The sequence below is a fragment of the Pseudomonas sp. ASL7 genome (assembly GCF_056680375.1).
The window spans coordinates 4345495-4368077 of the sequence record NZ_CM155279.1 but is presented as its reverse complement, the minus strand read 5'-3'; the positions used below and the strand labels follow the sequence as shown (position 1 = coordinate 4368077).

The 22583-nt window shown below is 59.0% G+C and carries 18 protein-coding genes and 1 riboswitch; of the genes, 7 read left to right on the top strand and 11 right to left on the bottom strand.

Going from position 1 to position 22583, the window contains the following annotated elements:
• Nucleotides 1-6: 6 nt before the first annotated feature.
• The 4 genes from rhlE2 to ahcY all read right to left on the bottom strand — a co-directional run bounded on the left by rhlE2 (nucleotide 7) and on the right by ahcY (nucleotide 5522).
• The gene (gene rhlE2 / locus AC1MDT_RS20190) at nucleotides 7-1881 is read right to left on the bottom strand and encodes an RNA helicase RhlE2 (RefSeq protein WP_480418648.1); all 1875 of its coding nucleotides are present in this window, start codon (nucleotides 1879-1881) and stop codon (nucleotides 7-9) included.
• Nucleotides 1882-2103: 222 nt separating this feature from the next.
• Nucleotides 2104-2919: a substrate-binding periplasmic protein gene (locus AC1MDT_RS20185; RefSeq protein ID WP_480418647.1), complete on the bottom strand. Its 816-nt coding sequence runs from the start codon at nucleotides 2917-2919 to the stop codon at nucleotides 2104-2106.
• 172 nt (nucleotides 2920-3091) lie between these two features.
• A complete protein-coding gene (gene metF / locus AC1MDT_RS20180) occupies nucleotides 3092-3937 on the bottom strand; it encodes a methylenetetrahydrofolate reductase [NAD(P)H] (protein WP_480418646.1) in 846 nt (281 codons plus the stop codon).
• Between the two features lie 175 nt (nucleotides 3938-4112).
• Nucleotides 4113-5522: an adenosylhomocysteinase gene (ahcY, locus tag AC1MDT_RS20175; RefSeq protein ID WP_033060420.1), complete on the bottom strand. Its 1410-nt coding sequence runs from the start codon at nucleotides 5520-5522 to the stop codon at nucleotides 4113-4115.
• A 23-nt stretch (nucleotides 5523-5545) separates the two neighbouring features.
• A riboswitch (S-adenosyl-L-homocysteine riboswitch) is annotated at nucleotides 5546-5647 on the bottom strand.
• A 198-nt stretch (nucleotides 5648-5845) separates the two neighbouring features.
• Here ahcY and AC1MDT_RS20170 point away from each other — a divergent pair.
• Nucleotides 5846-6250 (top strand): acyl-CoA thioesterase, encoded by a 405-nt coding sequence (locus AC1MDT_RS20170; protein WP_480418645.1) that lies wholly within the window; start codon nucleotides 5846-5848, stop codon nucleotides 6248-6250.
• A gap of 205 nt (nucleotides 6251-6455) precedes the next feature.
• Nucleotides 6456-7334, top strand: a complete 879-nt coding sequence (locus tag AC1MDT_RS20165) for a formate/nitrite transporter family protein (RefSeq protein ID WP_480418644.1) — start codon at nucleotides 6456-6458, stop codon at nucleotides 7332-7334.
• Between the two features lie 52 nt (nucleotides 7335-7386).
• Here AC1MDT_RS20165 and AC1MDT_RS20160 read toward each other — a convergent pair whose 3' ends face one another.
• Nucleotides 7387-9390: a patatin-like phospholipase family protein gene (locus AC1MDT_RS20160; protein WP_480418643.1), complete on the bottom strand. Its 2004-nt coding sequence runs from the start codon at nucleotides 9388-9390 to the stop codon at nucleotides 7387-7389.
• Nucleotides 9391-9639: 249 nt separating this feature from the next.
• Nucleotides 9640-10809: an MFS transporter gene (locus AC1MDT_RS20155; protein WP_480418642.1), complete on the bottom strand. Its 1170-nt coding sequence runs from the start codon at nucleotides 10807-10809 to the stop codon at nucleotides 9640-9642.
• Nucleotides 10810-11128: 319 nt separating this feature from the next.
• Here AC1MDT_RS20155 and AC1MDT_RS20150 point away from each other — a divergent pair, with 319 nt between their 5' ends.
• Both AC1MDT_RS20150 and AC1MDT_RS20145 read left to right on the top strand, forming a co-directional pair.
• A complete protein-coding gene (locus tag AC1MDT_RS20150; RefSeq protein ID WP_480418641.1) occupies nucleotides 11129-11962 on the top strand; it encodes an EamA family transporter in 834 nt (277 codons plus the stop codon).
• 40 nt (nucleotides 11963-12002) lie between these two features.
• The gene (locus tag AC1MDT_RS20145) at nucleotides 12003-12386 is read left to right on the top strand and encodes an MAPEG family protein (RefSeq protein ID WP_480418640.1); all 384 of its coding nucleotides are present in this window, start codon (nucleotides 12003-12005) and stop codon (nucleotides 12384-12386) included.
• A 101-nt stretch (nucleotides 12387-12487) separates the two neighbouring features.
• On the opposite strand, the gene mltA is transcribed toward AC1MDT_RS20145, so the two are convergent.
• A complete protein-coding gene (gene mltA / locus AC1MDT_RS20140) occupies nucleotides 12488-13660 on the bottom strand; it encodes a murein transglycosylase A (RefSeq protein WP_480418639.1) in 1173 nt (390 codons plus the stop codon).
• Nucleotides 13661-13787: 127 nt separating this feature from the next.
• Between mltA and AC1MDT_RS20135 the strand changes: the two genes are divergently transcribed.
• Nucleotides 13788-14237, top strand: coding sequence for a c-type cytochrome (locus AC1MDT_RS20135; protein WP_480418638.1), 450 nt, complete (start codon nucleotides 13788-13790; stop codon nucleotides 14235-14237).
• A 210-nt stretch (nucleotides 14238-14447) separates the two neighbouring features.
• Here AC1MDT_RS20135 and AC1MDT_RS20130 read toward each other — a convergent pair whose 3' ends face one another.
• The 4 genes from AC1MDT_RS20130 to AC1MDT_RS20115 all read right to left on the bottom strand — a co-directional run bounded on the left by AC1MDT_RS20130 (nucleotide 14448) and on the right by AC1MDT_RS20115 (nucleotide 19070).
• Nucleotides 14448-14843, bottom strand: coding sequence for a DUF1090 domain-containing protein (locus AC1MDT_RS20130; RefSeq protein WP_480418637.1), 396 nt, complete (start codon nucleotides 14841-14843; stop codon nucleotides 14448-14450).
• Nucleotides 14844-14932: 89 nt separating this feature from the next.
• Nucleotides 14933-16615, bottom strand: coding sequence for an NAD-dependent DNA ligase LigB (gene ligB / locus AC1MDT_RS20125; protein ID WP_480418636.1), 1683 nt, complete (start codon nucleotides 16613-16615; stop codon nucleotides 14933-14935).
• Between the two features lie 250 nt (nucleotides 16616-16865).
• A complete protein-coding gene (metK, locus tag AC1MDT_RS20120) occupies nucleotides 16866-18056 on the bottom strand; it encodes a methionine adenosyltransferase (protein ID WP_084318509.1) in 1191 nt (396 codons plus the stop codon).
• An 18-nt stretch (nucleotides 18057-18074) separates the two neighbouring features.
• Complete coding sequence (locus tag AC1MDT_RS20115) at nucleotides 18075-19070, bottom strand: ArsR/SmtB family transcription factor (RefSeq protein ID WP_480418635.1); 996 nt, start codon at nucleotides 19068-19070, stop codon at nucleotides 18075-18077.
• A gap of 260 nt (nucleotides 19071-19330) precedes the next feature.
• Here AC1MDT_RS20115 and tkt point away from each other — a divergent pair, with 260 nt between their 5' ends.
• Nucleotides 19331-21328, top strand: coding sequence for a transketolase (tkt, locus tag AC1MDT_RS20110; protein WP_480418634.1), 1998 nt, complete (start codon nucleotides 19331-19333; stop codon nucleotides 21326-21328).
• Between the two features lie 189 nt (nucleotides 21329-21517).
• Nucleotides 21518-22582: an erythrose-4-phosphate dehydrogenase gene (epd, locus tag AC1MDT_RS20105; protein ID WP_480418633.1), complete on the top strand. Its 1065-nt coding sequence runs from the start codon at nucleotides 21518-21520 to the stop codon at nucleotides 22580-22582.
• The last annotated feature ends 1 nt before the right edge of the window (nucleotide 22583 follow it).

Here is a 22583-nt window from a genome sequence, read left to right as displayed (position 1 = left end):
AAAAACTCAGCGATTGCGTGTCAGCAACGCTGGTTTTTCGCCGCGAGGACGGCCTGGCAGTTGATCAAGTTGCTCGGGAGTCGGGAAACGGTCGGTTTTCGACTCCTTGTGAATGATCTTCGGTGCCGGACCGCGCGGGTTCTGCACAGCCGGTTCCGAACGTGGCTGATCATCACGTGCCGGGCGACGGTTACGGCCTTCTTCGCGACGGGCCTGACCATCACGCGGAGCACCGTTACGTGGGCCGCTACGTTTGGCCGGCGGAGTGCCGGTGGTAGCGCCATCGCTGCTGCGCGGACCGCTTTGGCGACCCTGTGGCTTGCCGCCGGTGCGCGGAGCGCCTGCGCCGGCTGCTGCGCCTTGGGCCGGAGCCCCCGGACGGCGACCACGACCTTGAGCAGGTTTGGCCTGCGGCACGTAATCGACGCGGTTACCGAAGTTATCGATGTCGTCGTCCAGGAACTCGTCCGGGGCACGATCAGCGGCTGCGCGTGGCGCCGGACGCTGTTGTTCACGGGCCGGAGTGCCTTCGCGTGGCTTCTGCTCACGTGCCGGGCGTTCACCGCGACCGCTGGCAGCAGGTTTTTCCTTGCCGCCTTTGTCTTTGCCTTTGTCCTTGCGACCGCCGCCACCACCGCTGCCGTTCGGACCGTCGCCGCGCGGGCCGCGTGGGTTGCGCGGGTTACGCACATCCGGACGCTCGCGAACTTCAGGTTTCTCGGCTTCCACAGCGCTGGAATCGAAGCCCATCAGGTTGCCGTCGGCAATCTTCTGTTTGGTCATGCGCTCAATGCTTTTCAGCAGTTTTTCTTCGTCCGGAGCCACCAGCGAGATCGCCTCGCCCGAACGACCGGCACGGCCAGTACGGCCGATGCGGTGAACATAGTCTTCGTCTACGTTCGGCAGCTCGAAGTTGACCACGTGTGGCAACTGGTCGATGTCGAGGCCGCGAGCGGCGATGTCGGTGGCTACCAGAATGCGCACTTCACCGGCCTTGAAATCGGCCAGGGCTTTGGTGCGGGCGTTCTGGCTCTTGTTGCCATGGATCGCGACGGCGCTCAGGCCGTGTTTGTCCAGGTACTCGGCCAGGCGGTTGGCGCCATGCTTGGTGCGGGTGAACACCAGCACCTGTTCCCAGGCGCCAGCGGTGATCAGGTGCGCCAACAACGAACGCTTGTGGTTGGCTGGCAGGCGGAAGACGCGCTGTTCGATACGCTCGACTGTGGTGTTCGGCGGCGTGACTTCGATGCGTTCCGGGTTGTGCAGCAGCTTGCCGGCGAGGTCGGTGATGTCTTTGGAGAAGGTCGCCGAGAACAGCAGGTTCTGACGTTTGCTCGGCAGGCGAGCCAGGACCTTCTTCACGTCATGGACAAAGCCCATGTCGAGCATGCGGTCGGCTTCGTCCAGCACGAGAATTTCCACGTGGGACAGGTCGACGCTGCCTTGGCCGGCGAGGTCGAGCAGGCGGCCCGGGCAGGCTACCAGCACGTCAACACCGCGGGACATGGCCTGAACCTGTGGGTTCATGCCAACGCCGCCGAAGATGCAGGCGCTGACGAACTTCAGGTCACGAGCATAGACCTTGAAGCTCTCGTGCACTTGCGCTGCGAGTTCGCGAGTAGGGGTCAGGACCAGTACGCGCGGCTGGCGCGGGCCGTGACGCTGGGATTTGTCCGGGTGACCGTTGGGGAACAACCGTTCCAGGATCGGAAGGGCGAAGCCGCCGGTTTTACCAGTACCTGTCTGAGCCGCGACCATCAGGTCGCGACCTTGCAACACGGCGGGAATGGCCCGCTGTTGCACCGGAGTAGGCTCGGTATAGCCCGCTGCCTCGATGGCGCGGACTAAAGCCTCGGAGAGACCGAGGGAAGCAAAGGACATGAGTAATCCTGTTTTAGTTAGGGCTTGGCCCAATGGGAGTCTTGCCTGGCGCGAATAGCGTTTAAGAGGACGCAATCCCGTCCGGTCCTGCTGGGCCTCGAAGGCTCATCTGGAGTGCTCGCGCGGGCTGAAAAGCTGCGCTGTAGCGGGGTCGAGATGCCTTGAACGAGTCCGAGCGTCCGGGCGTGAGCCTGGCGGGAAGGCCGGAGTATAACAGAGCAATCACTGTGCGCTGCTTTCCTGCTGCTCAACGGTTTTTCCGCTGGCGGTGGTGTCCCTTGCGGGGTTCACCCCGATCACCGGCTCGGCACCATAACGCGCGCTCATTTCGGCGTAGGCAGGCTCGCGCTTGAAGCGTTTGAGTTCAGCGCCAAAACGCTGCACCAACAAGTCCATCCCCGCATTGCGGCGCAAGGCGAGATACTGGCTTTTCTGACTGATGATCGTTGGGTTTTCGGAGATTTTGTTGCGGATATCCAATTCGTCCAGCAAGTGCTGACCCGCCCGGCGGTCGGTGATCAGCAGGTCAATCCGCCCGCGCAGCAGTTTGCCAAAGTTGGCTTCATGACTCGGCGCCGGCTCACGGGTGAACAGCGTCGATTCGCTGAAATCGTTGCTGTACAAATAGCCTGGCGAGGTACCAATAGTGAGGCCGCGCAGTTCGTCGAGGGTGCGGAACGGATGGGGATGCTCGTTGGTATAGAACATCACGAATTCGACTTCCGACAGGGGTTCGCCTGGATAAAGCAGGGTCGCATCGCGTTCATCGGTGTGGAAAATATCGAGTGCGCCATCCGCCTGACCTTGCTCAAGCATCGACAGGCAACGTTTCCATGGCAGGAACTGCCATTCCACTTCGATGCCCAGGCGTGCGAAAACGATGGTGGTGGTTTCGTAGTCCAGCCCCTGGGCTTTGCCGTTTTCTTCGTACACGTACGGCGCCCATGGCTCGGTGACAATGCGCAGCTTCTCGCCACGGGCGGCGAAGCTCAGGCAAGCGAAAAGAAATACGGTCAAAAACTGCGCGATCAAAGGCATGGCTTGAGATTACGACGAGAAATCGGAAAGAGCCAGAAGTTGGATTCAGACGCTCTGGTGCGGGCGTGAAAAGCAAAAAATCGCAGACTTCGGCAGTGCCTGCAGAGAGTCAACATACTCAACACAGGCGCTGGCGAAGGCTGCGATCTTTTGATCTTGGGGGTAACGGCTATTAGCGCGGTAACTTCAGATTGTTCCACACCGCCAGGCTCGGCTCGGCCTGGTTCAGCGTGTAGAAGTGCAGCCCTGGAGCGCCACCCTGCAGCAGGCGTTCGCACATCTGGGTGATGACTTGCTCACCAAAGCCTTGAATGCTCTGGGTGTCGTCGCCGTAGGCTTCCAGCTGCTTGCGGATCCAGCGCGGGATTTCCGCACCGCAGGCGTCGGAGAAGCGCGCGAGCTTGCTGTAGTTGGTGATCGGCATGATCCCCGGCACGATCGGGATGTTCACGCCCATCGCCCGTACACGCTCGACGAAGTAGAAGTAGCTGTCGGCGTTGAAGAAGTACTGGGTGATTGCACTGTCGGCGCCGGCGTTGGCCTTGCGCACGAAATTGGCGATATCGTCTTCGAAATTGCGCGCTTGTGGATGCATCTCCGGGTAAGCCGCTACTTCGATGTGGAAATGATCGCCGGTCTCTTCACGAATGAATTCAACCAGGTCATTGGCGTGACGCATTTCGCCACTGGCCATGCCCATGCCGGAAGGCAGGTCACCGCGCAGGGCAACGATGCGCGAGATGCCGGCTGCTTTGTATTGAGCCAGCAAGCCGCGCAGGTCATCTTTGCTGTCGCCTACGCAAGACAGATGCGGTGCGGCAGGCACTTTGACTTCGTTTTCGAGTTGCAACACGGTGTTGAGGGTGCGATCACGTGTCGAACCGCCAGCGCCATAGGTGCAGGAGAAGAAGTCGGGGTTATACGTCGCCAGCTGACGGGCAGTGGCGAGCAGTTTTTCATGCCCAGCGTCGGTCTTCGTAGGGAAGAACTCGAAACTGTAGCGACGGTCTTGGGACATGGTCATATCCTTGGAAAGACGAAAACCGGCCAGGCCGGCCAAACCGCCAATCTCCCTGTGTAGGAGCGAGCTTGCTCGCGAAAGACGTGAAAGCAACGCGTTTATCCAGACAGTACGCGTTATCGTTAACGTTCATCGCGAGCAAGCTCGCTCCTACATAAGGAGAGCCGGCCTATCAGTAACGGTAAGCGTGCGGCTTGAACGGACCTTCGACGGTCACGCCGATGTAATCGGCCTGGGTCTTGGTCAGTTGAGTCACAACGCCGCCAAAACCGCGGACCATTTCCAGGGCCACTTCTTCGTCGAGTTTCTTCGGCAGTACTTCAACGGTCAGGCGTTCGGCTTTCTGGGCTGGCGACAGGTCGGCGTACTTCTGGCCGAACAGGAAGATTTGAGCCAGGACCTGGTTGGCGAACGAACCGTCCATGATGCGGCTTGGGTGACCTGTGGCGTTGCCCAGGTTAACCAGACGGCCTTCAGCCAGCAGGATCAGGTAGTCGTCGTTCTGAGCGTCAAAAGCGCCAGGGCCGGTACGGTGAATCTTGTGTACCTGTGGCTTCACTTCTTCCCATGCCCAGTTTTTGCGCATGAAAGCGGTGTCGATTTCGTTGTCGAAGTGGCCGATGTTGCAGACAACAGCGCGCTTCTTCAGGGCTTTGAGCATGTTCGCGTCGCAAACATTGACGTTGCCGGTGGTGGTCACGATCAGGTCGATCTTGCCCAGCAGCGCTTTGTCGATGCTGGCTTCGGTGCCGTTGTTGATCCCGTCGATGAACGGCGAAACCAATTCGTAACCGTCCATGCAGGCTTGCATGGCGCAGATCGGGTCGACTTCGGAAACCTTGACGATCATGCCTTCCTGGCGCAGGGACTGAGCGGAACCCTTGCCCACGTCACCGTAACCGATGACCAGCGCTTGTTTGCCGGACAGCAGGTGGTCGGTGCCGCGCTTGATCGCATCGTTCAGGCTGTGACGGCAGCCGTACTTATTGTCGTTCTTGCTCTTGGTCACCGAGTCGTTGACGTTGATGGCCGGGATTTTCAGCTCGCCCTTGGCCAGCATGTCCAACAGGCGGTGAACGCCGGTGGTGGTTTCTTCGGTCACGCCGTGAACGCGGTCCAGGATCGCCGGGTATTTCTTGTGCAGCAGCTCGGTCAGGTCGCCGCCGTCATCGAGGATCATGTTGGCATCCCAAGGCGCGCCATCTTTCAGGATGGTTTGCTCCAGGCACCACTCGTACTCGGCTTCAGTCTCGCCTTTCCAGGCGAAAACCGGGATGCCGGCAGCGGCGATAGCGGCAGCGGCCTGGTCTTGAGTCGAGAAAATGTTGCAGGACGACCAGCGCACTTCGGCACCCAGGGCAACCAGGGTTTCGATCAGCACGGCAGTCTGAATGGTCATGTGGATGCAGCCGAGAATCTTGGCGCCTTTGAGCGGCTGCTCACCGGCATACTTGCGGCGCAGACCCATCAGGGCTGGCATTTCGGATTCGGCGATGATGGTTTCGCGACGGCCCCAGGCAGCCAGGGACATGTCGGCCACTTTGTAATCGTTAAAATCTGCAGGCGTGATAACAGCGCTCATGATGAGCCTCCATTCGTAATGTATGCGAATGGGCGCCGTTGTGCGTTTAGTGTCTGGTCGATGACGACCAGGCAACGCCCCATCCGAGCCTGACAGGAATACCTGCTGCAGCGCCCCTCGGACAGGTGGCGGGAAAACGGTATCAATGGAACGTTACCGTTTTGAAACGGGGGCGATTATAGCGGGCTATGCGGATCTTCCAAAGCCTTTCTGCAGGTCAATCTCTGAACGGTAATCGAGACCATAGTCGATGCTTGATAGAGCTCCAGGTCGGGCTCTGCCATGATGCCCACCATCATCCGGCAAGACGCTCAGGAGTGAATATGAATTTCCACACCCGCAAATGGGTAAAACCCGAAGACCTCAACCCCAACGGCACACTGTTCGGCGGCAGCCTTCTGCGCTGGATCGACGAAGAAGCGGCTATTTACGCCATTGTTCAGTTGGGCAACCAGCGCGTGGTCACCAAGTACATTTCCGAAATCAACTTCGTCAGTGCCTCGCGCCAGGGCGACATCATCGAACTGGGCATCACCGCCACCGAGTTCGGTCGCACCTCGATCACGCTGACCTGCGAAGTGCGCAACAAAATTACCCGCAAGAGCATCCTGACGGTGGAGAAAATGGTCTTCGTCAACCTGGGTGAAGACGGCTTGCCCGCCGCTCACGGCCGGACCGAGATCAAATACCTCAAAGACCAGTTCCAGGATGATGGTATCCACGACTGAGGTCGTGGTGCGCCCTTCGCGAGCAGGCTCGCTCCCACACTTAATCTCGGTCGTACACAAAGTCTGTGTTCACTGAAGATCAAGTGTGGGAGCGAGCCTGCTCGCGAAAGCGGTCTACCCGTCACCGATGATTTAACGGGGGCAGTGAACAGCGCCGAACCGCACGTGTCGTACCTAAATGACACGCCACAGGTTCAGGAGCTCTATGGACGCCCCAAAAGACGGCAAGACCCCGAACCTCTCGGCGCAAGAGCAGCACGAAGTCGAGAAGAGTCAGCCGCCGCGCGCGGCTGTATTGCATGAAATCATCCGCACTCAGGGCGACCAGGAACTGGCGCGCAGTGTCGCCGCGCTGTGGTGGTCGGCTCTGGCCGCCGGCCTGACCATGGGCCTGTCGCTGATGGCCATGGGGTTGCTCAACTCCCGCCTGCCGGACGGTGACGCGTTCAAGGTGATCGCCAGCTTTGGTTACTGCGCCGGTTTTCTCGCCGTCATTCTCGCCCGCCAGCAATTGTTCACCGAGAACACACTGACGGCGGTGCTGCCGGTCATGACCAAGCCTACTTTGGGTAATTTCGGTCGGCTGATACGGCTGTGGTCGGTAGTGCTGGTGGGCAATCTCTGTGGCACGTTGCTGGTGGCATACGTGATGCTGCACCTGCCGATATTCGACAGTAAAACCGACCTGGCTTTCCTCGGCATCGGGCGCAAGATCATGGAGAACGACGCCAGCCAGATGTTCGCCAAAGGCATCATATCGGGCTGGATGATCGCCACCATGGTCTGGATGATTCCGTCCATGGAGAGCGCCAAGATGTGGATCATCATCCTCATCACCTACCTCATGGCGTTGGGGGATTTCACCCATATCGTGGTCGGGTCGGCCGAGGTTTCGTATCTGGTGTTCGCCGGCGAGTTGCCCTGGAAGGATTTCTGGCTGGTGTTCGCCGGGCCGACATTGGCGGGGAACATCGTCGGCGGCAGCTTTATCTTCGCGCTGATCAGCCATGCGCAAATTCGTAGCGAGAGCGGGCCGCCGAAAAGCCAGGGAAACAAGACTGAACAGGCGCCTGACGATCGCTAAGTAGTCGGGCGAGGCTTCAGCGCTCGCCCGACCGGTCAGGAGTCTGCGGTTATCAGCCAGGGATCAGCCATGCCCGGGCTTGATCGACCGTTGTCGAGTTGAAAGGACGCGACGAGGTCGGGAAGTTGCGTGAGACGTACTGATCGGCAATCCGATTGAGTACTGTGTTGTAACCCGTGGCACTCGTGGTTTCTCGCAAGTCGGCGATTGCTCCGTTTAACAGTTTGACGTTCGAATCAGGCTGGTCAAGACGGTACAAGGAGGGGTAGATCACTTCGCGAATGAAGTTTTCGCTTTTGGTGATGATGTCGCGGGTGCCCATTTCTTCGATCGCCTTGGTCAAAACAGCGGACCTTGACTCTGTTGTTCCGGCATCCATGCGTTTAACGGCCTGAAGCAGCTCCATGTAATCCGGGACGTTTCCATGGTTGAGTTTTTTCGCCAGCCAATCGATTTTCCCCGAAGTGTTGCCGAGGTCATCCAGGCGACGGATTGCCTGAATCATGTCTTTGGTAAGTTCCAGCTTGTCCGGCGACAGGGCTTTTGCGTGTACTAGCTCTTGCTGCAAATCCGCGAGTGCGACTTGAGCTTGCTGGCGGAAGGTGATGACAGCTTCAGAGGCTGGATCGTCTTTCAGTTCAAGTACCGCAACGTCAAACAATTGATCATCGAGGGCCAAAAGTGCACCGACGATAGAGTTGAAACTGTAAGTTTCGTGATTTCGTTTACGACTGGCCAGGTGCATGTCGACTTCGATATTCAGTTCCTGCTGAAGATGGTTTTTGATGTCCGGCGGCATGTTGAAGTTGACTGTGCCATTCAACATGCCGGTGAAGTTCCCTTTTTCGGTCTTCAGGGGAACGGTGACGGTGTACTTTTCAAGCGACTTGAGGCGATCAGCTTCCTGTGCGTCCCGAGCCTTGTAAGGCGCGCCGAGAAACTTGTCGACCAAGACGGAAAAAGACGTACCTCGATCTTTTTTCTCGCCGCCATTCTCGGTCTGGAACTTGAGAATCAACAGTTCGCTTTCGGGAATTGCGCTCATGGGAAATTGAGGTTCGTAGATCTCCGGAACTGGGGTGTTGAGCATGATTCCGCCATCTTTGAAGCGGGTGTGCTCACCATTAGCCTGGAAGGGCAGTTCATCTTGTGAAGGGCTATGGAAAACGATGGGTAACGAACCTGAAATATGGGCCGCACGTGCAATATCCATGTCCGGGGTTAAATCGGCGTTGAACACCACCAGTTGAGTTCGCCCGTCGAACATGGCCGTGCCAGTGATGTGCAGCGGCTTGATTTCAGGCATGTCCCGGCTCAATGCCGCGAGGTCGGCGAACGTGACATGACCTCTGGTTGTTAATTCTTTGACTCTCGCATGGGTGGCATCCGAAAGCTGTCGCTGTGGATCATTGAGGGCGTCGCTGTAGAGCGTATTGATCGATTCAACGGTCTTTTCCCGGATCAGTATTTCGAGTGGCACGGCTTCAGAGTTAAGCCGAGGTATCAGGTCGAACAGCAGTTGGGCGATGGAACCCGCTTTGCCGGGGATCTTCGCCAAGCCCTTACCCACGGCGGTGCTGACATCCTGAATCGTCCCCAGAATCTTGTTGGGACTGTCGAGCAGTTTTAGTAGGTTGGTTTCGTCCGACATTTTATCGAAGCTGGCGTCGTCCATGCCGCTGGCCAGAAAGGCGGCGGCAATGGCTCCTGCCGACGAGCCGGAGTAACTCTCAATATGGGCCTGATGTGCTTTTGCCGCGCCCGGGAATCCTGAAAGGGCAGCCCCTTTGCCGCCACCTCCGCAGATGACAACCTTGAATTTCGGGTTCTCTACGCTTACATCGACTACGCCGTTTTCGTAACGGTGGATCGACAACCCTCGTTCCGTCAGCGAGTTCACGAGCGTTTCAGACCGGCCCTGACCGACGTGTGATGTTCCCTTCATGAAATCACCCCAATCATCGCCTGCCGGATCGGCAGATGACGCTTGAGCCCTATGGTTCGGGACGGTCAAAAGGCGCGTCGAAATCGGTTGGCTGCTGGTGGGAGTGATCATGGTTGTCTCTTCCTTGAGGAATATCGGGGAAGCGACACTTTAGGCGAGTTCGGGAGCGTCTGAGCTTTGCGCAGCATTTGGCAATGAACTCGCGCAAGATACTTGGGGAATGATCTAAAAGGCTCTAGCTCGAACCTTTTAGGAAGTGTTGGCTAATCGGCTATACGGTCCGGAAAGTATTCGCACAACACGTGTCTCCGATGCCCAGACTCTCAAAGCAGATTTCTGAACCGGGTTCTGCCTCCCGGTTCAGCCGGGCATCTCGGCCAACGTTACAACGCGACGTTGCCGATAGATAAAGTACAGCGCGCTCAGTACGGTCAATCCACTGACCAGCGCGCCGGTCCAGGGCAAGTCCGCCAGGTCCGCGCCACTGGCGACGACCAATCCGCCGATCCACGCACCTGCGGCATTACCGAGGTTGAAGGCACTCTGATTCAACGTCGAGCCTAGGTTCGGCGCCTCGTGGGCCTGATCGATGATCAGCAGCTGCAGGATCGGGCACAGGGCGAAGGCGAAAATCCCCCACAGCACCAGGGTGATTGCTGCCGGAATGACCGAGTGACTGGTCTGCGTGAACGCGGCCAACACCACCATCACGGCCAGCGCCATGCCCACCAGCGAAGGCAGCAGCCGACTGTCCGCCAGTCGTCCGCCCAGCATGCTGCCCGCCGTCAAACCCACGCCGAACAACAGCAGCATAATGGTCACGCCATGGGGACTGACGCCGGTGATGTCCTGCAGGATCGGCGCGATATACGTGAACACGCTGAACAGGCTCGTCGACGCCAGCACGCTCATGCCCAGCGCCAATAACACGTTGACCTTGCCCAGGACCTTGAACTCGCTGGCCAGGTTGGCTTTGTCCATCGCAATGTCCTTTGGCAGCCAGGCCCACTGCGCGATCGCCGCAATCACACCAATCACTGACACTGCCCAGAACGTCGAACGCCAGCCTGCGTATTGTCCAAGCGCCGTGCCCAATGGCACGCCGAGCACGTTGGCCAGGGTCAGGCCGGTGAACATCATGGCAATCGCCTGGGCCCGCTTGTTCGGCGCCACCAAGCCGGCGGCGACCACCGAGCCGATGCCGAAGAATGCGCCGTGACACAGCGCGGTGACCACTCGCGCGGCCATCAGCGTGGCGTAGTTGGGGGCCAGGGCGCACAGGATGTTGCCGAGGATGAACATCAGTGTCATGCCCAGCAGCGTCGCTTTGCGCGGCATGTTGGCGGTGCCGATCGCGAGGATTGGCGCGCCGAACACCACGCCCAGGGCGTAGCCGGTAATCAGCAGTCCGGCGTGAGGAATGCTCACCGCAAGGTCGCGGGCGACATCGGGCAGCAAGCCCATGATGACGAATTCAGTGGTGCCGATGCCGAACGCGGCAACAGCGAGGGCAAGCAAAGCGAGTGGCATGCGAGAGGTCTCTGTCGGTAGTCTTGACGCTTTGATCAGGCATACGCATGCCATTGCCCCTTCTCGACGAGAGCGGGCAGGGGCAAAAATTATTGGAATTAGTCTGTGTGCAACTGAGTGCGGCGTGGTCGCGTGCAGTATAAACAGCTACTGACTTATGGCGAATCAATTCTCCACACGGTCCCTGTAGGAGCGAGCTTGCTCGCGATGGGCGTCAACGATTACGCGTGTTTGCTGTTTGAACGCGGCGCGCTGACGTCCATCGCGAGCAAGCTCGCTCCTACAAGGGGGGATTGTGGGGACATAAAAGGAGTGTGCCGTGCTTGCAACAGCATTGGTGTTGGTGGCGGCGCTGTTGCACGCGGCGTGGAATACCCTGATCAAATTCAGCGCCGAGCGGCTGCTGGTGGTGGCCTGCATGGACACGGTGGCGATGCTCTTCGTCGCCGTGATGTTGCCGTTCGTGGCGTTGCCGCCAATCGACATATGGCCGTGGATTCTAGCTTCGGCGGCGTTCGAGTTGCTCTATCGCTATTTGCTGATCCAGGCGTATCGGGTTGGCGACCTTGGGCTGGTCTATCCGCTGATGCGTGGTTTGTCGCCCTTGGTGGTGCTGGCGCTGACGCTGGTCTTTGCCGGGGAAGTGCTGACGAATCAGCAGATCTTCGGAATTCTGCTGATTCCCTTCGGCATGTTGTGCCTGCTCTGGCAGGGCGGCGGCGGTGCGCGCTTGCCATGGTCGATGCTGCCGGTGGTGGCACTGATCGGCTTGTGCATTGGCTGCTACACCTTCATCGATGGCCAGGCGTTGCGGCGCTGGTCGCACCCGCTGGACTATCTGGTCTGGGTCACGCTGCTGAGTGCCTGGCCGTTCCCGTTGCTGGCATGGGTGAGCAAGCGCCCGGCCTTCATGTTGTTTTGGCGTGAGCAGTGGCGATTGGGGTTGGCGGTCGGGTTTTGCGTGTTGTTCAGCTACGCTCTGGTGCTATGGGCCATGCAGTTGGGCTCGATTGCCGAAGCGGCGGCATTGCGCGAGATCAGCGTGATCCTGGTGGTGCTGTTCGGCATGCGCTTCCTGAAAGAACCTTTCGGCCGACCACGGCTCTTAGCCTGTGGGCTGGTGCTGGTTGGCATGCTGGTGATGAAGTTTTGACTTGAATTCGAATGTCTAAACGTGAAGAAAGGACGGCTTTATGACGGTTGCTCTGTGGTGCATTTTGATCGCGATTTTCCTGCCCTACCTCTGCGCGGTCATCGCCAGGGTCAATGGCGGGTTTGGGCTGAAAGACAACCATGACCCCCGGGACTTTCTCGAGTCACTGAATGGTTGGGGTCGACGCGCACATGCGGCGCAACTGAACAGTTTTGAAGTGACCCCGGCGTTCGCGGCGGCAGTGATCGTCGCGCATCTGGCCGGCAATGCCGAGTTGGTGACGATCAATGTGTTGTCGGTGTTGTTCATCACCAGCCGGTTGCTGTACATCATTTGCTACCTGGCGGACTGGGCGATTTTGCGGTCGCTGGTGTGGGGTGTGGGGCTGGGGTTGATTGTCTGTTTCTTCTTTGTGTCTATTTAAGATCAAAAGATCGCAGCCTCGTTTCACTCGTCAGCTCCTACAGGGATCGTGTCGTCACTTCGATCCCTGTAGGAGCTGGCGCAGCCTGCGATCTTTTGACTTTAAAGCTTGTCAGCCACCTGCGGCACTTGCGGCAATGCCGAACCTTTGGGCCACAACATCCAGATCTGCCCCTGCTGTTTCATGTCTCCGGCCAATTGCCCGGCCGCCTCACCCGTGCCCCAGAACAGATCCGCTCGTACTTCGCCAGCAATCGCGCCGCCGGTGTCTTGAGCCGCTACGGGGCGAACCAGTGCAGTACCGTCCGGGCGAGTTGTGGATAACCACAACAGACTGCCGAGCGGAATCACTTTGCGATCCACGGCCGCGCTATAACCGGCGGTCAGTGGAACGTTCAGCGAACCGCGCGGCCCTTCGTTGCTGTCGGGATTGCGGGTGAAAAACACGTAACTCGGGTTGCTGCCGAGCAGTTCCGGGATGCGCGTCGGATTGGCTTTGGCCCAGGCGCTGATAGCGCCCATGGTCACGTCTTCTTTCTTCAGTTCACCCTGGTCCACCAGCCAGCGACCAATCGGTCGATACGGATGTCCGTTTTGATCGGCATACGCAATGCGCAACTGATGACCATCGTCGAGCTGGATGCGCCCCGAGCCCTGGATCTGCAGGAATTGTAGGTTCATCGGATCGGTCAGCCAGGCCACGACCGGGGCCTTGACCCCTTTGGACTCAATCGTTGCCGCATCGTCGTAAGGCTTGAGCACACGACCTTCGAGTCGACCGCGCAGGCGTTTGCCCTTGAGTTCGGGGTAGAGGCTGTCCAGCGAGACAATGATCATGTCCTCTGGAACGCCGTACACCGGGATATTCGCGACATTGGTCTGCGTCAGGCTGCCGGGGTAGACCGGCTCGTAGTAACCGGTGATCAACCCGTTGGGATTGTCGTTGGCGGCTCGCAGGCCGTAGACGTCGAGGTTCTGTTTGAGGAAGCCGCGAATGTCATTGGCGGTTTGCGGCACATTGGCGGCCGCTGCGCAGGTCGAGCCCCAGACCGGGTCGGCCTTGAGTCGGGCGCAGGCACTGCGCCATGAGCCGAAGCCAGCCACCAGGTCATTGTCGGATACGGTCGGAAGCGCTTCCCACGTGGCGCTGGAGTAGGTGGCCAGGGCGTGGGTTTTGGGTTTGTTGTTGTCACCACCGGTGCAGCCTGCAAGCACGGCTACCATCGGGAGGGTCCAGGCCAGGCTGTGACGCCATGCCTTGAGACGGCTGTTCATGGAGTAATTCCTTTGTCGGTTGCCTGAGTGCTCCATGCGTTCAAACAACCCGTGTTGTTAATAGGGCTATTGGTCTTTGCCGATGACGCGGGGATACTGATCGCCGTTCCCGTGACCTGAAGCCGCCATGACTCTTAAAAAACTTTCTGTTGTATTGCTGGCCTGCCTGACATTGTCTGCTTGCGGCGGCGTCGACCCTAATTCGCCGTTGGGTCAGCGCAAGGCTATTTTCAAGCAAATGCTCAAGACCGGTGAAGACCTTGGCGGCATGTTACGTGGCCGCATTCCGTTCGACGGCCCGAAATTCGCAGCAGGCGCCGAGAAACTTGACGCCTTGTCCCATGAACCCTGGAAACATTTCCCGCAGGTGCGCGAAGAAGATCACACCAGCGCCAAGGATAACGTGTGGCAGCAACAGGCACGCTTCCAGGAAATGGCCCGCAACCTTGAAGGCGCTACCGGTGAGTTGGTGATGACCAGCAAAGTGGAGCCTTACAAGGCCAGTAATCTGGGGCCTGCGGTGCAGAAGGTCGAAGATGCCTGCAGTGCGTGCCATAAACAGTTTCGGGATCATTGATTGCTAAAAGATCGTCCGAGCGCGGCCCGAACCTTCGGCAGCTCCTACATGTCATGCGTACCCCTGTAGGAGCGAGCTTGCTCGCGAGGGTCGTTAACCATAATGCGTTCTTCCTGAGTAAACGCATTGATCTCAAGCCCTTCGCGAGCAAGCTCGCTCCTACAGGGGTACGCATGACATGAGCTGCCGCAGGCTGCGATCTTTTAAAGGTTACTTATCCAGCTCATCCAGCGCGTCCTGCAACTCCTTACGGGCCTCGGCGAGTTTGTCTTTGCGCATGTTGATCTTGTCGGGGTCGCCTTTTTTCATGGCCTTGTCGAGATCCGCCTGACGCTTGCTGACGTCGTGCTTGGCATCAAGCACGTTGTTTTCCCGTTCTTTTTTCAGGGAAGCGTCGGTGCAGTGGGCGGTCACCTCACTCAGGGCCTTTTCCAGGCCTGCCTGCTGATCGGCGTTGTCGTGGGATTTGGCCAGTTCGATCTGATTGATGATGCCCTGCTTCTTGGCAGCACACCCGGTCAGCCCCGGAGCCTCTTCGCCGGCCATCAGCGGTGCGGCTATCACACTGCAAAGAGCCAGCAGGGCGAGCGGTGAAAGAAATTTCATAAAAGCTCCATGTGAAAAGGCAATCAGGTCGATAGGGCGATGAGCTGTTTGAGCCCATCGCTACCATTGGGTTCCCGGGTAAGCGGGCATCATCGATCGCTAAAACCGTCGACACCCGCCACACGCAATATTTCACTAAAGGCCAGGACCTGTGGGTCGCGGAAAAATGCGCTCAATTGCGCCGCGCGTCCAGGACCGATGCCGGCTTCAGCCTGCCATTGTTCGGTGTTTCGTTGCGCCAGCGCCTGCCAGGAATCGGCAAGCTGTGCCTGACCCGTCGGTGGCAAACCCAAGGCTTTGAGCCAGCGAATGAATGGGCGTTGTCGGGCACTGTTGAAACTGTTCAAAAGGCGAGCGGTACTGCGTTCGCCGAAGCCGTCAATGTTACCAAGCTCTTGAGCATCGAGGGTCAACCAATCCAGCAGGCCATTCAGATGGCCTGTTGCGAAAAGTTTCTCCCACGTACCGGGGCCGACATGAGGCAAAGCCAGCCCCTGTTTACCGCTGAGCCAGGTCAGTCGCGCAAGAAATTGGCTCTCGCACCCGGGTGTCGGCTGCCAACAGCTTAAATGATGAAAGTCGGCGGCCACGGGGACGTTCAATTCAGGGCGCTCGGTGGCGCGTAGAACGACCCCGTCAAGCGTTGGAATGGTCAGTCCCGCCAGGCTGATCGACACCTGATCACCGGGACGGATATCCAAGGCCTTCCAGCGTTGCAGGGAGCTGACGCTGACACGCTTGATCTGTCGGTCATCGAGCGTTACAGGTTTGAGGTCCAGCACCGGTGTGATCCGTCCGGTACGACCGATCTTGAAGTCAACGTTGCGCACCTCGGCCAGCGCCTGGGCAAAGGGGTATTTCCAGGCGATGGCCCAGTAAGGTGCTTTCGCCTGCCAGCGTTCAGCCAAGGGGCGCTGGCTCTGGCGCAGGACCACACCGTCACTGGCAAAGGGCAGGGGTGAGCGATACCAGTGATCGCGCCAGTGTTCAGCCTCGGCAAATGCCTTGATCGGCTGACTGTACGCAACGGTACTCGGGAAGCCCAGTTCATCCAGTCTCACCAGCCGGGCGGGCAAATGGGCCGGGCCTTGTGGCCAATCCCAGATAAACAACCCGATACCGGCGGCTTGCTCAGCGTTGAGTCGCTTGCGGGCCATCAGGCCGGCCACCGTGGAGCGGGCGTTGAGGCTGCCGGCCGCGGCTTGTACATGGTCGGTCAGGCGCCAATAGAGTTCACCTTGCACCAGTAAGTCCAGCGGTTGCGCCAGTTGCCGGGGGATGGTCGGGATGAGCAGCGCCGAGGTGGTCCAGTCTTGTCCTTTCACCCCGTCACCGCGACTGATGGCTTGGTGCAGCAAGCCGTGGCGATAGACCAGCGTCACGGCCACGCCGTCGACCTTGGGTTGTACCCAGATGTCCTTGCGGCCACGCAGCCAGTGCTCGACCGCTGGACCATCGCGCAGTTTTTCCAGACCTGTGTGAGCGATGGGGTGGGTGATGTTGCCGGCAGCCGTGCGCAATGGTTCAGGCGCCAGACCCAAGTCAAAACACTCACGCCATTCGGTCAGCCGTGCGCGGGACTGATCGTAGAGTTCGTCGGCGACCAATGAGCGGCCACGGTGGTGATAACTGTCGTCCCAAATGTCGATTTGCTTTTGCAGGGCTTTGATTTCGTCCAGAGCCCTGGCGGGTGGCCAGTCGGGACAGTCGGTGGCGTTGGCGGTTTGCGATGTCAGCAGAAGGGCGAAAAACAGGCGAAGGTAGGGGAGCATCGAGAGCGTCCTTGCTCAGGTAGGTGCTTAAAGGCTAGGTCAGTATTGGGTGGTGCAAAGTGTAGGTGTTTTGCTGGATGTGGCAGATGACTGGGCGAGCCTCTTCGCGAGCAGGCTCGCTCCCACATTTGACCGCATTCCCCTGTGGGAGCGAGCCTACTCGCGAAGGCGGCGACACGGTGTAAGGCGAGACCAATAAAAAACCCCGCACGGAGAACCGTGCAGGGCTTTTGGTACCGCCGGGGAGGTATTACAGGCCGGCAGCCGAACGCAGGTCGTCGGCGCGGTCGGTTTTTTCCCAGGTGAAGGTGGTGAACGTGTCGTCGCCCACAGTCTTGGTGGCCGGGGTACGACCGAAGTGGCCGTACGCCGCGGTTTCCTGGTACATCGGGTGCAGCAGGTCGAGCATGGTGGTGATCGCGTATGGACGCAGGTCGAACACTTCACGAACCAGCTTGACGATTTTGTCGTCGCTGATTTTGCCGGTGCCGAAGGTGTTCAACGAGATCGAAGTCGGTTGAGCGACACCGATCGCGTAGGAAACCTGAATCTCGCAGCGCTCGGCCAGGCCGGCAGCGACGATGTTCTTGGCCACGTAACGACCGGCGTAGGCTGCCGAACGGTCAACCTTCGATGGATCTTTACCGGAGAATGCGCCACCGCCGTGACGGGCCATGCCGCCGTAGCTGTCGACGATGATCTTGCGGCCGGTCAGACCGCAGTCGCCTACCGGGCCGCCGATGATGAACTGGCCGGTCGGGTTGATGTGGAACTGGGTGTCTTTGGTCAGCAGTTCGGCAGGCAGTACGTGCTTGACGATCAGCTCCATCACGCCTTCGCGCAGGTCTTTGTAGGACACTTCAGGGTTGTGCTGGGTCGACAGAACAACGGCGTCGATACCGACAACCTTGCCGCCTTCGTAACGGCAAGTCACTTGCGACTTGGCGTCCGGGCGCAGCCAAGGCAGCAGGCCGGATTTACGGGCTTCGGCCTGACGCTGAACCAGCTGGTGCGAGAAGGTGATCGGTGCTGGCATCAGCACGTCGGTTTCGTTACTGGCGTAGCCGAACATCAGGCCCTGGTCGCCGGCGCCCTGATCTTCAGGCTTGGCACGGTCAACGCCCTGGTTGATGTCAGGGGACTGCTTGCCGATGATGTTCATCACGCCGCAAGTGGCACCGTCGAAGCCGACATCGGAGCTGTTGTAGCCGATATCCAGAATGACGTTACGCACGATCTCTTCCAGATCGACCCAGGCCGACGTGGTGACTTCGCCGGCGATGATTGCCACACCGGTTTTTACCAGGGTCTCGCACGCCACGCGGGCGAACTTGTCTTCAGCAATGATGGCGTCCAGCACCGCATCGGAAATCTGGTCGGCGATTTTGTCCGGATGCCCTTCGGACACGGACTCTGAGGTGAAGAGGGAGTATTCGCTCATCTCGATTTTTTCCTGAATTTACCGATGGTGAGTGTCGCCAGTTGGCCGCTGAAAGTGGCGGACCTGAATCTGGAAACCATTACGTAAGCCTACATAGAGGCTTTCCCCGGGAACGAGTCCCGCAGCGGTGGCCCAACGGGCCAAATCGTCCTGTTCAAACCCCAACCAGAGATCACCGCAGGCCTCCCTGGCCCAACTCTGGTTGTGGCTACATAACTCTGTCACGAGCAGGCTACCGCCCGGTTGCAGCAATTGGGCCATGTGCTTGAGCGCTTCGGCCGGCGCGGCGAAATGGTGCAGCACCATGTTCAGTACAACGCAGTCAGCCTTGAGGCTTACACCGTTCAATGCATCGGCCAATTGCAGACTGACGTTAGTGAGCGTTTCACGTTCGCAGACCTGGCGCGCCAGTTCGAGCATCGCCGGGCTATTGTCCAGCGCCGTCACCTGAGTGAAGCGGTGTGCCAGTTCCGGCAAAAATGCACCGTCGCCAGGGCCGACTTCGATAGCTGTGGCACCTGCGTTGAAACTCAGCTTATCGAGCAGCGCCACCACGCTTTCGCGGTATTGCGGCAAGCCGGCGATCAAGTCTTGCTGGGCGCGGAATTTTTCCGCGACCCGTGAGAAAAAGTCTTGGCTGGCCGCCGCTCGTTGTCCATGAACCTGACCGATCCGCGACTGCACGTCGGCAGGCAGGTTCAGGTTGTCCACTTCTTCCAGTAACGCGGCGTGCAGCTTGCCACCCAGCAAATCGGTATGGGGCAGGGCGCGACGGTAGAAAATCGCGTTGCCTTCACGGCGAGTCGCCACCAGGTCGGCCTGTGCCAATACCTTGAGGTGGTGACTCATCCCCGACTGGCCGATGCCGAAAATCTGTGCCAGTTCCAGTACGCCAAACGAATCGTTGGCCAGCGCGCGCAATACATTCAGCCGTAGAGGATCGCCACCGGCCTTGCACAAGGCCGCCAGCTCATCGCAATCGTCATGTTGAATGGAGGGCACACGTAGATTCATAAGGCCAGCAGTCTAGTGACGGTCAGAAATCATCGCAAGAGCAATATCAAAAAGTTTTGATATTGCTCGATAGATGGCACTTCTGAAGCCTTGTTCCCCTCTACAAACGAATAGCAGAAAGGTTTCATCAGGCGAAACCGTCGCTATCCATGGGAAAAACGTCTCCAGATGACTATCTGTCATTGCCCCGAGGCGGCCCGGTGAGGGAAAATGCTCGCCTTTTTTCCGTTTCGTTTTATCTAACCCCCAGGAGATCAGCGATGCCCAGCCGTCGTGAGCGTGCCAACGCCATTCGTGCCCTCAGCATGGATGCCGTGCAAAAAGCCAACAGCGGCCATCCCGGTGCCCCTATGGGTATGGCGGATATCGCCGAAGTACTTTGGCGTGACTACCTGAAGCACAACCCGAGCAATCCATCGTTTGCCGACCGCGACCGCTTCGTGCTGTCCAACGGTCACGGCTCGATGTTGATTTACTCGCTGCTGCACCTGACCGGCTACGACCTGTCGATCGATGACCTGAAACAGTTCCGCCAGCTGCACAGCCGCACCCCGGGTCACCCGGAACTGGGTTATACCCCGGGCGTTGAAACCACCACCGGTCCGCTGGGCCAAGGCCTGGCCAACGCGGTAGGTTTTGCCCTGGCTGAAAAAGTCCTGGCGGCGCAGTTCAACCGTCCTGGCCATAATGTTGTCGATCACCACACCTACGTGTTCCTGGGTGATGGCTGCATGATGGAAGGCATTTCCCACGAAGTCAGCTCGCTCGCCGGTACTTTGGGCCTGGGCAAGCTGATCGCTTTCTACGATGACAATGGCATCTCCATCGACGGCGAAGTCGAAGGCTGGTTCACCGACGACACCCCGAAGCGTTTCGAAGCCTACAACTGGCAGGTGATCCGCAACGTTGACGGTCACGACCCGGAAGAAATCAAGACGGCGATCGACACCGCGCGCAAAAGCGATCAGCCAACCCTGATCTGCTGCAAGACCACCATCGGTTTCGGTTCGCCGAACAAGCAAGGTAAAGAAGACTGCCACGGCGCCCCGTTGGGTGAAGCGGAAATCGCTCTGACCCGTGCTGCACTGAAATGGAACTACGGTCCGTTCGAAATCCCGGCCGACATCTACGCCGAGTGGGACGCCAAGGAAGCCGGCCGCGCGGCCGAAGCCGAGTGGGATCAGCGTTTCGCCGCTTACTCTGCGCAATTCCCTGAGCTGGCCAACGAACTGGTCCGTCGTTTGAGCGGTGACCTGCCAGCCGACTTCTCGGAAAAAGCCTCGGCGTACATCGCTGAAGTCGCTGCCAAGGGCGAAACCATCGCCAGCCGTAAGGCCAGCCAGAACGCCCTGAACGCGTTCGGTCCATTGCTGCCTGAGTTCCTCGGTGGCTCGGCTGACCTGGCCGGTTCCAACCTGACCCTGTGGAAAGGCTGCAAAGGTGTTACGGCGCAAGACGCCAGCGGCAACTACATGTACTACGGCGTTCGCGAATTCGGCATGACTGCCATCATGAACGGCGTGGCGCTGCACGGCGGCCTGGTGCCTTACGGCGCGACCTTCCTGATGTTCATGGAATACGCCCGTAACGCAGTGCGCATGTCGGCCTTGATGAAGCAGCGTGTGATTCACGTCTACACCCACGACTCCATCGGTCTGGGCGAAGACGGCCCGACTCACCAGCCAATCGAGCAACTGGCCAGCCTGCGTTGCACACCGAACCTCGACACCTGGCGCCCGGCCGATGCCGTTGAATCGGCAGTGTGCTGGAAGTATGCGTTGGAGCGTAAAGACGGCCCGTCGGCGCTGATCTTCTCGCGTCAGAACCTGCAGCACCAAACCCGCAATGCGATCCAGATCGCCGAGATCGCCCGTGGCGGTTACGTGTTGAAGGACTGCGCGGGCGAGCCTGAGCTGATCCTGATCTCCACCGGTTCGGAAGTGGGCCTGGCGGTTCAGGCTTACGACAAGCTGACCGAACAGGGTCGCAAAGTGCGCGTTGTTTCGATGCCTTGCACCAGCGTGTTCGATGCCCAGGACGCCGACTACAAGCAATCGGTTCTGCCGTTGCAAGTCAGCGCCCGTATCGCCATCGAAGCCGCTCACGCGGACTATTGGTACAAGTACGTGGGCCTGGAAGGTCGCGTGATCGGCATGACCACCTACGGCGAGTCGGCGCCTGCGCCTGCCTTGTTCGAAGAGTTCGGCTTTACCCTGGAAAACATCCTGGGTCAGGCTGAAGAACTGCTGGAAGACTAATACACGGCGCGGCGGTTTCATGACCGCCGCGTTCCCCTGCAGGAGCGAGCTTGCTCGCGAAAAACGTGACGGCACCGCGTTTATTCAGATAGCGCGCGTTATCGTTAACGTCCATCGCGAGCAAGCTCGCTCCTACAAGGGGCGTGTTGTTAGCAAGAATTCGTCTGCCTGCGTCTATCGAGACTCCCCATGCCTCAACCGCGTCCTTACAAAGTTGCACTCAACGGCTACGGCCGGATTGGTCGTTGCGTCTTGCGTGCGTTGTTTGAGCGAGGCTCGACAGCCGGGTTTGAAATTGTCGCGATCAACGATCTGGCGGACATGGCCAGCATCGAATACCTGACACGCTTTGACTCCACTCACGGGCGCTTTCCCGGCGAAGTGAGGGTCGACGGCGATTGTCTGCATATTAATGGCAACTGCGTGAAGGTCTTGCGCAGTGCCACCCCCGAAGGCATCGATTGGGCATCGCTGGGCGTCGATCTGGTGCTGGAGTGCTCCGGCGCTTACCACACACGTGAAGACGGCCAGCGGTTCCTCGACGCCGGCGCACCGCGCGTGCTGTTTTCCCAGCCGATGGCCAGCGAGGCGGATGTCGACGCCACCATCGTCTACGGCGTGAACCAGGATTGCCTGACCGGTGACGAGTTGCTGGTGTCCAACGCGTCCTGTACCACCAACTGCGGCGTGCCGCTGTTGCGCCTGCTGGATCAGGCCATTGGCCTGGAGTACGTGTCGATTACCACCATTCACTCGGCAATGAACGATCAGCCAGTCATCGATGCCTATCACCACGAAGACCTGCGCCGCACCCGTTCGGCGTTCCAGTCGGTGATTCCGGTGTCCACTGGTCTGGCGCGCGGCATCGAACGCCTGCTGCCGGAACTTGCCGGGCGAATTCAGGCCAAAGCCGTACGGGTGCCGACGGTTAATGTGTCTTGCCTCGACATTACGATGCAGACCGTGAGCGACACCGATGCTGCCGAGGTCAACCGGATTCTGCGCGAGGCCGCCACCAGCGGCCCGCTCAAAGGCCTTCTGGCCTACACCGAGCTCCCCCACGCAAGCTGTGATTTCAACCATGACCCACATTCGGCGATCGTCGATGCCAGTCAGACTCGAGTTTCCGGCCCGCGGCTGGTGAACATCCTGGCCTGGTTCGACAACGAATGGGGTTTTGCCAACCGCATGCTGGACGTTGCAGAACACTATCTGCAAACAGCTACTTCACCCCTTGTCTCTAAAGAACAGTAAC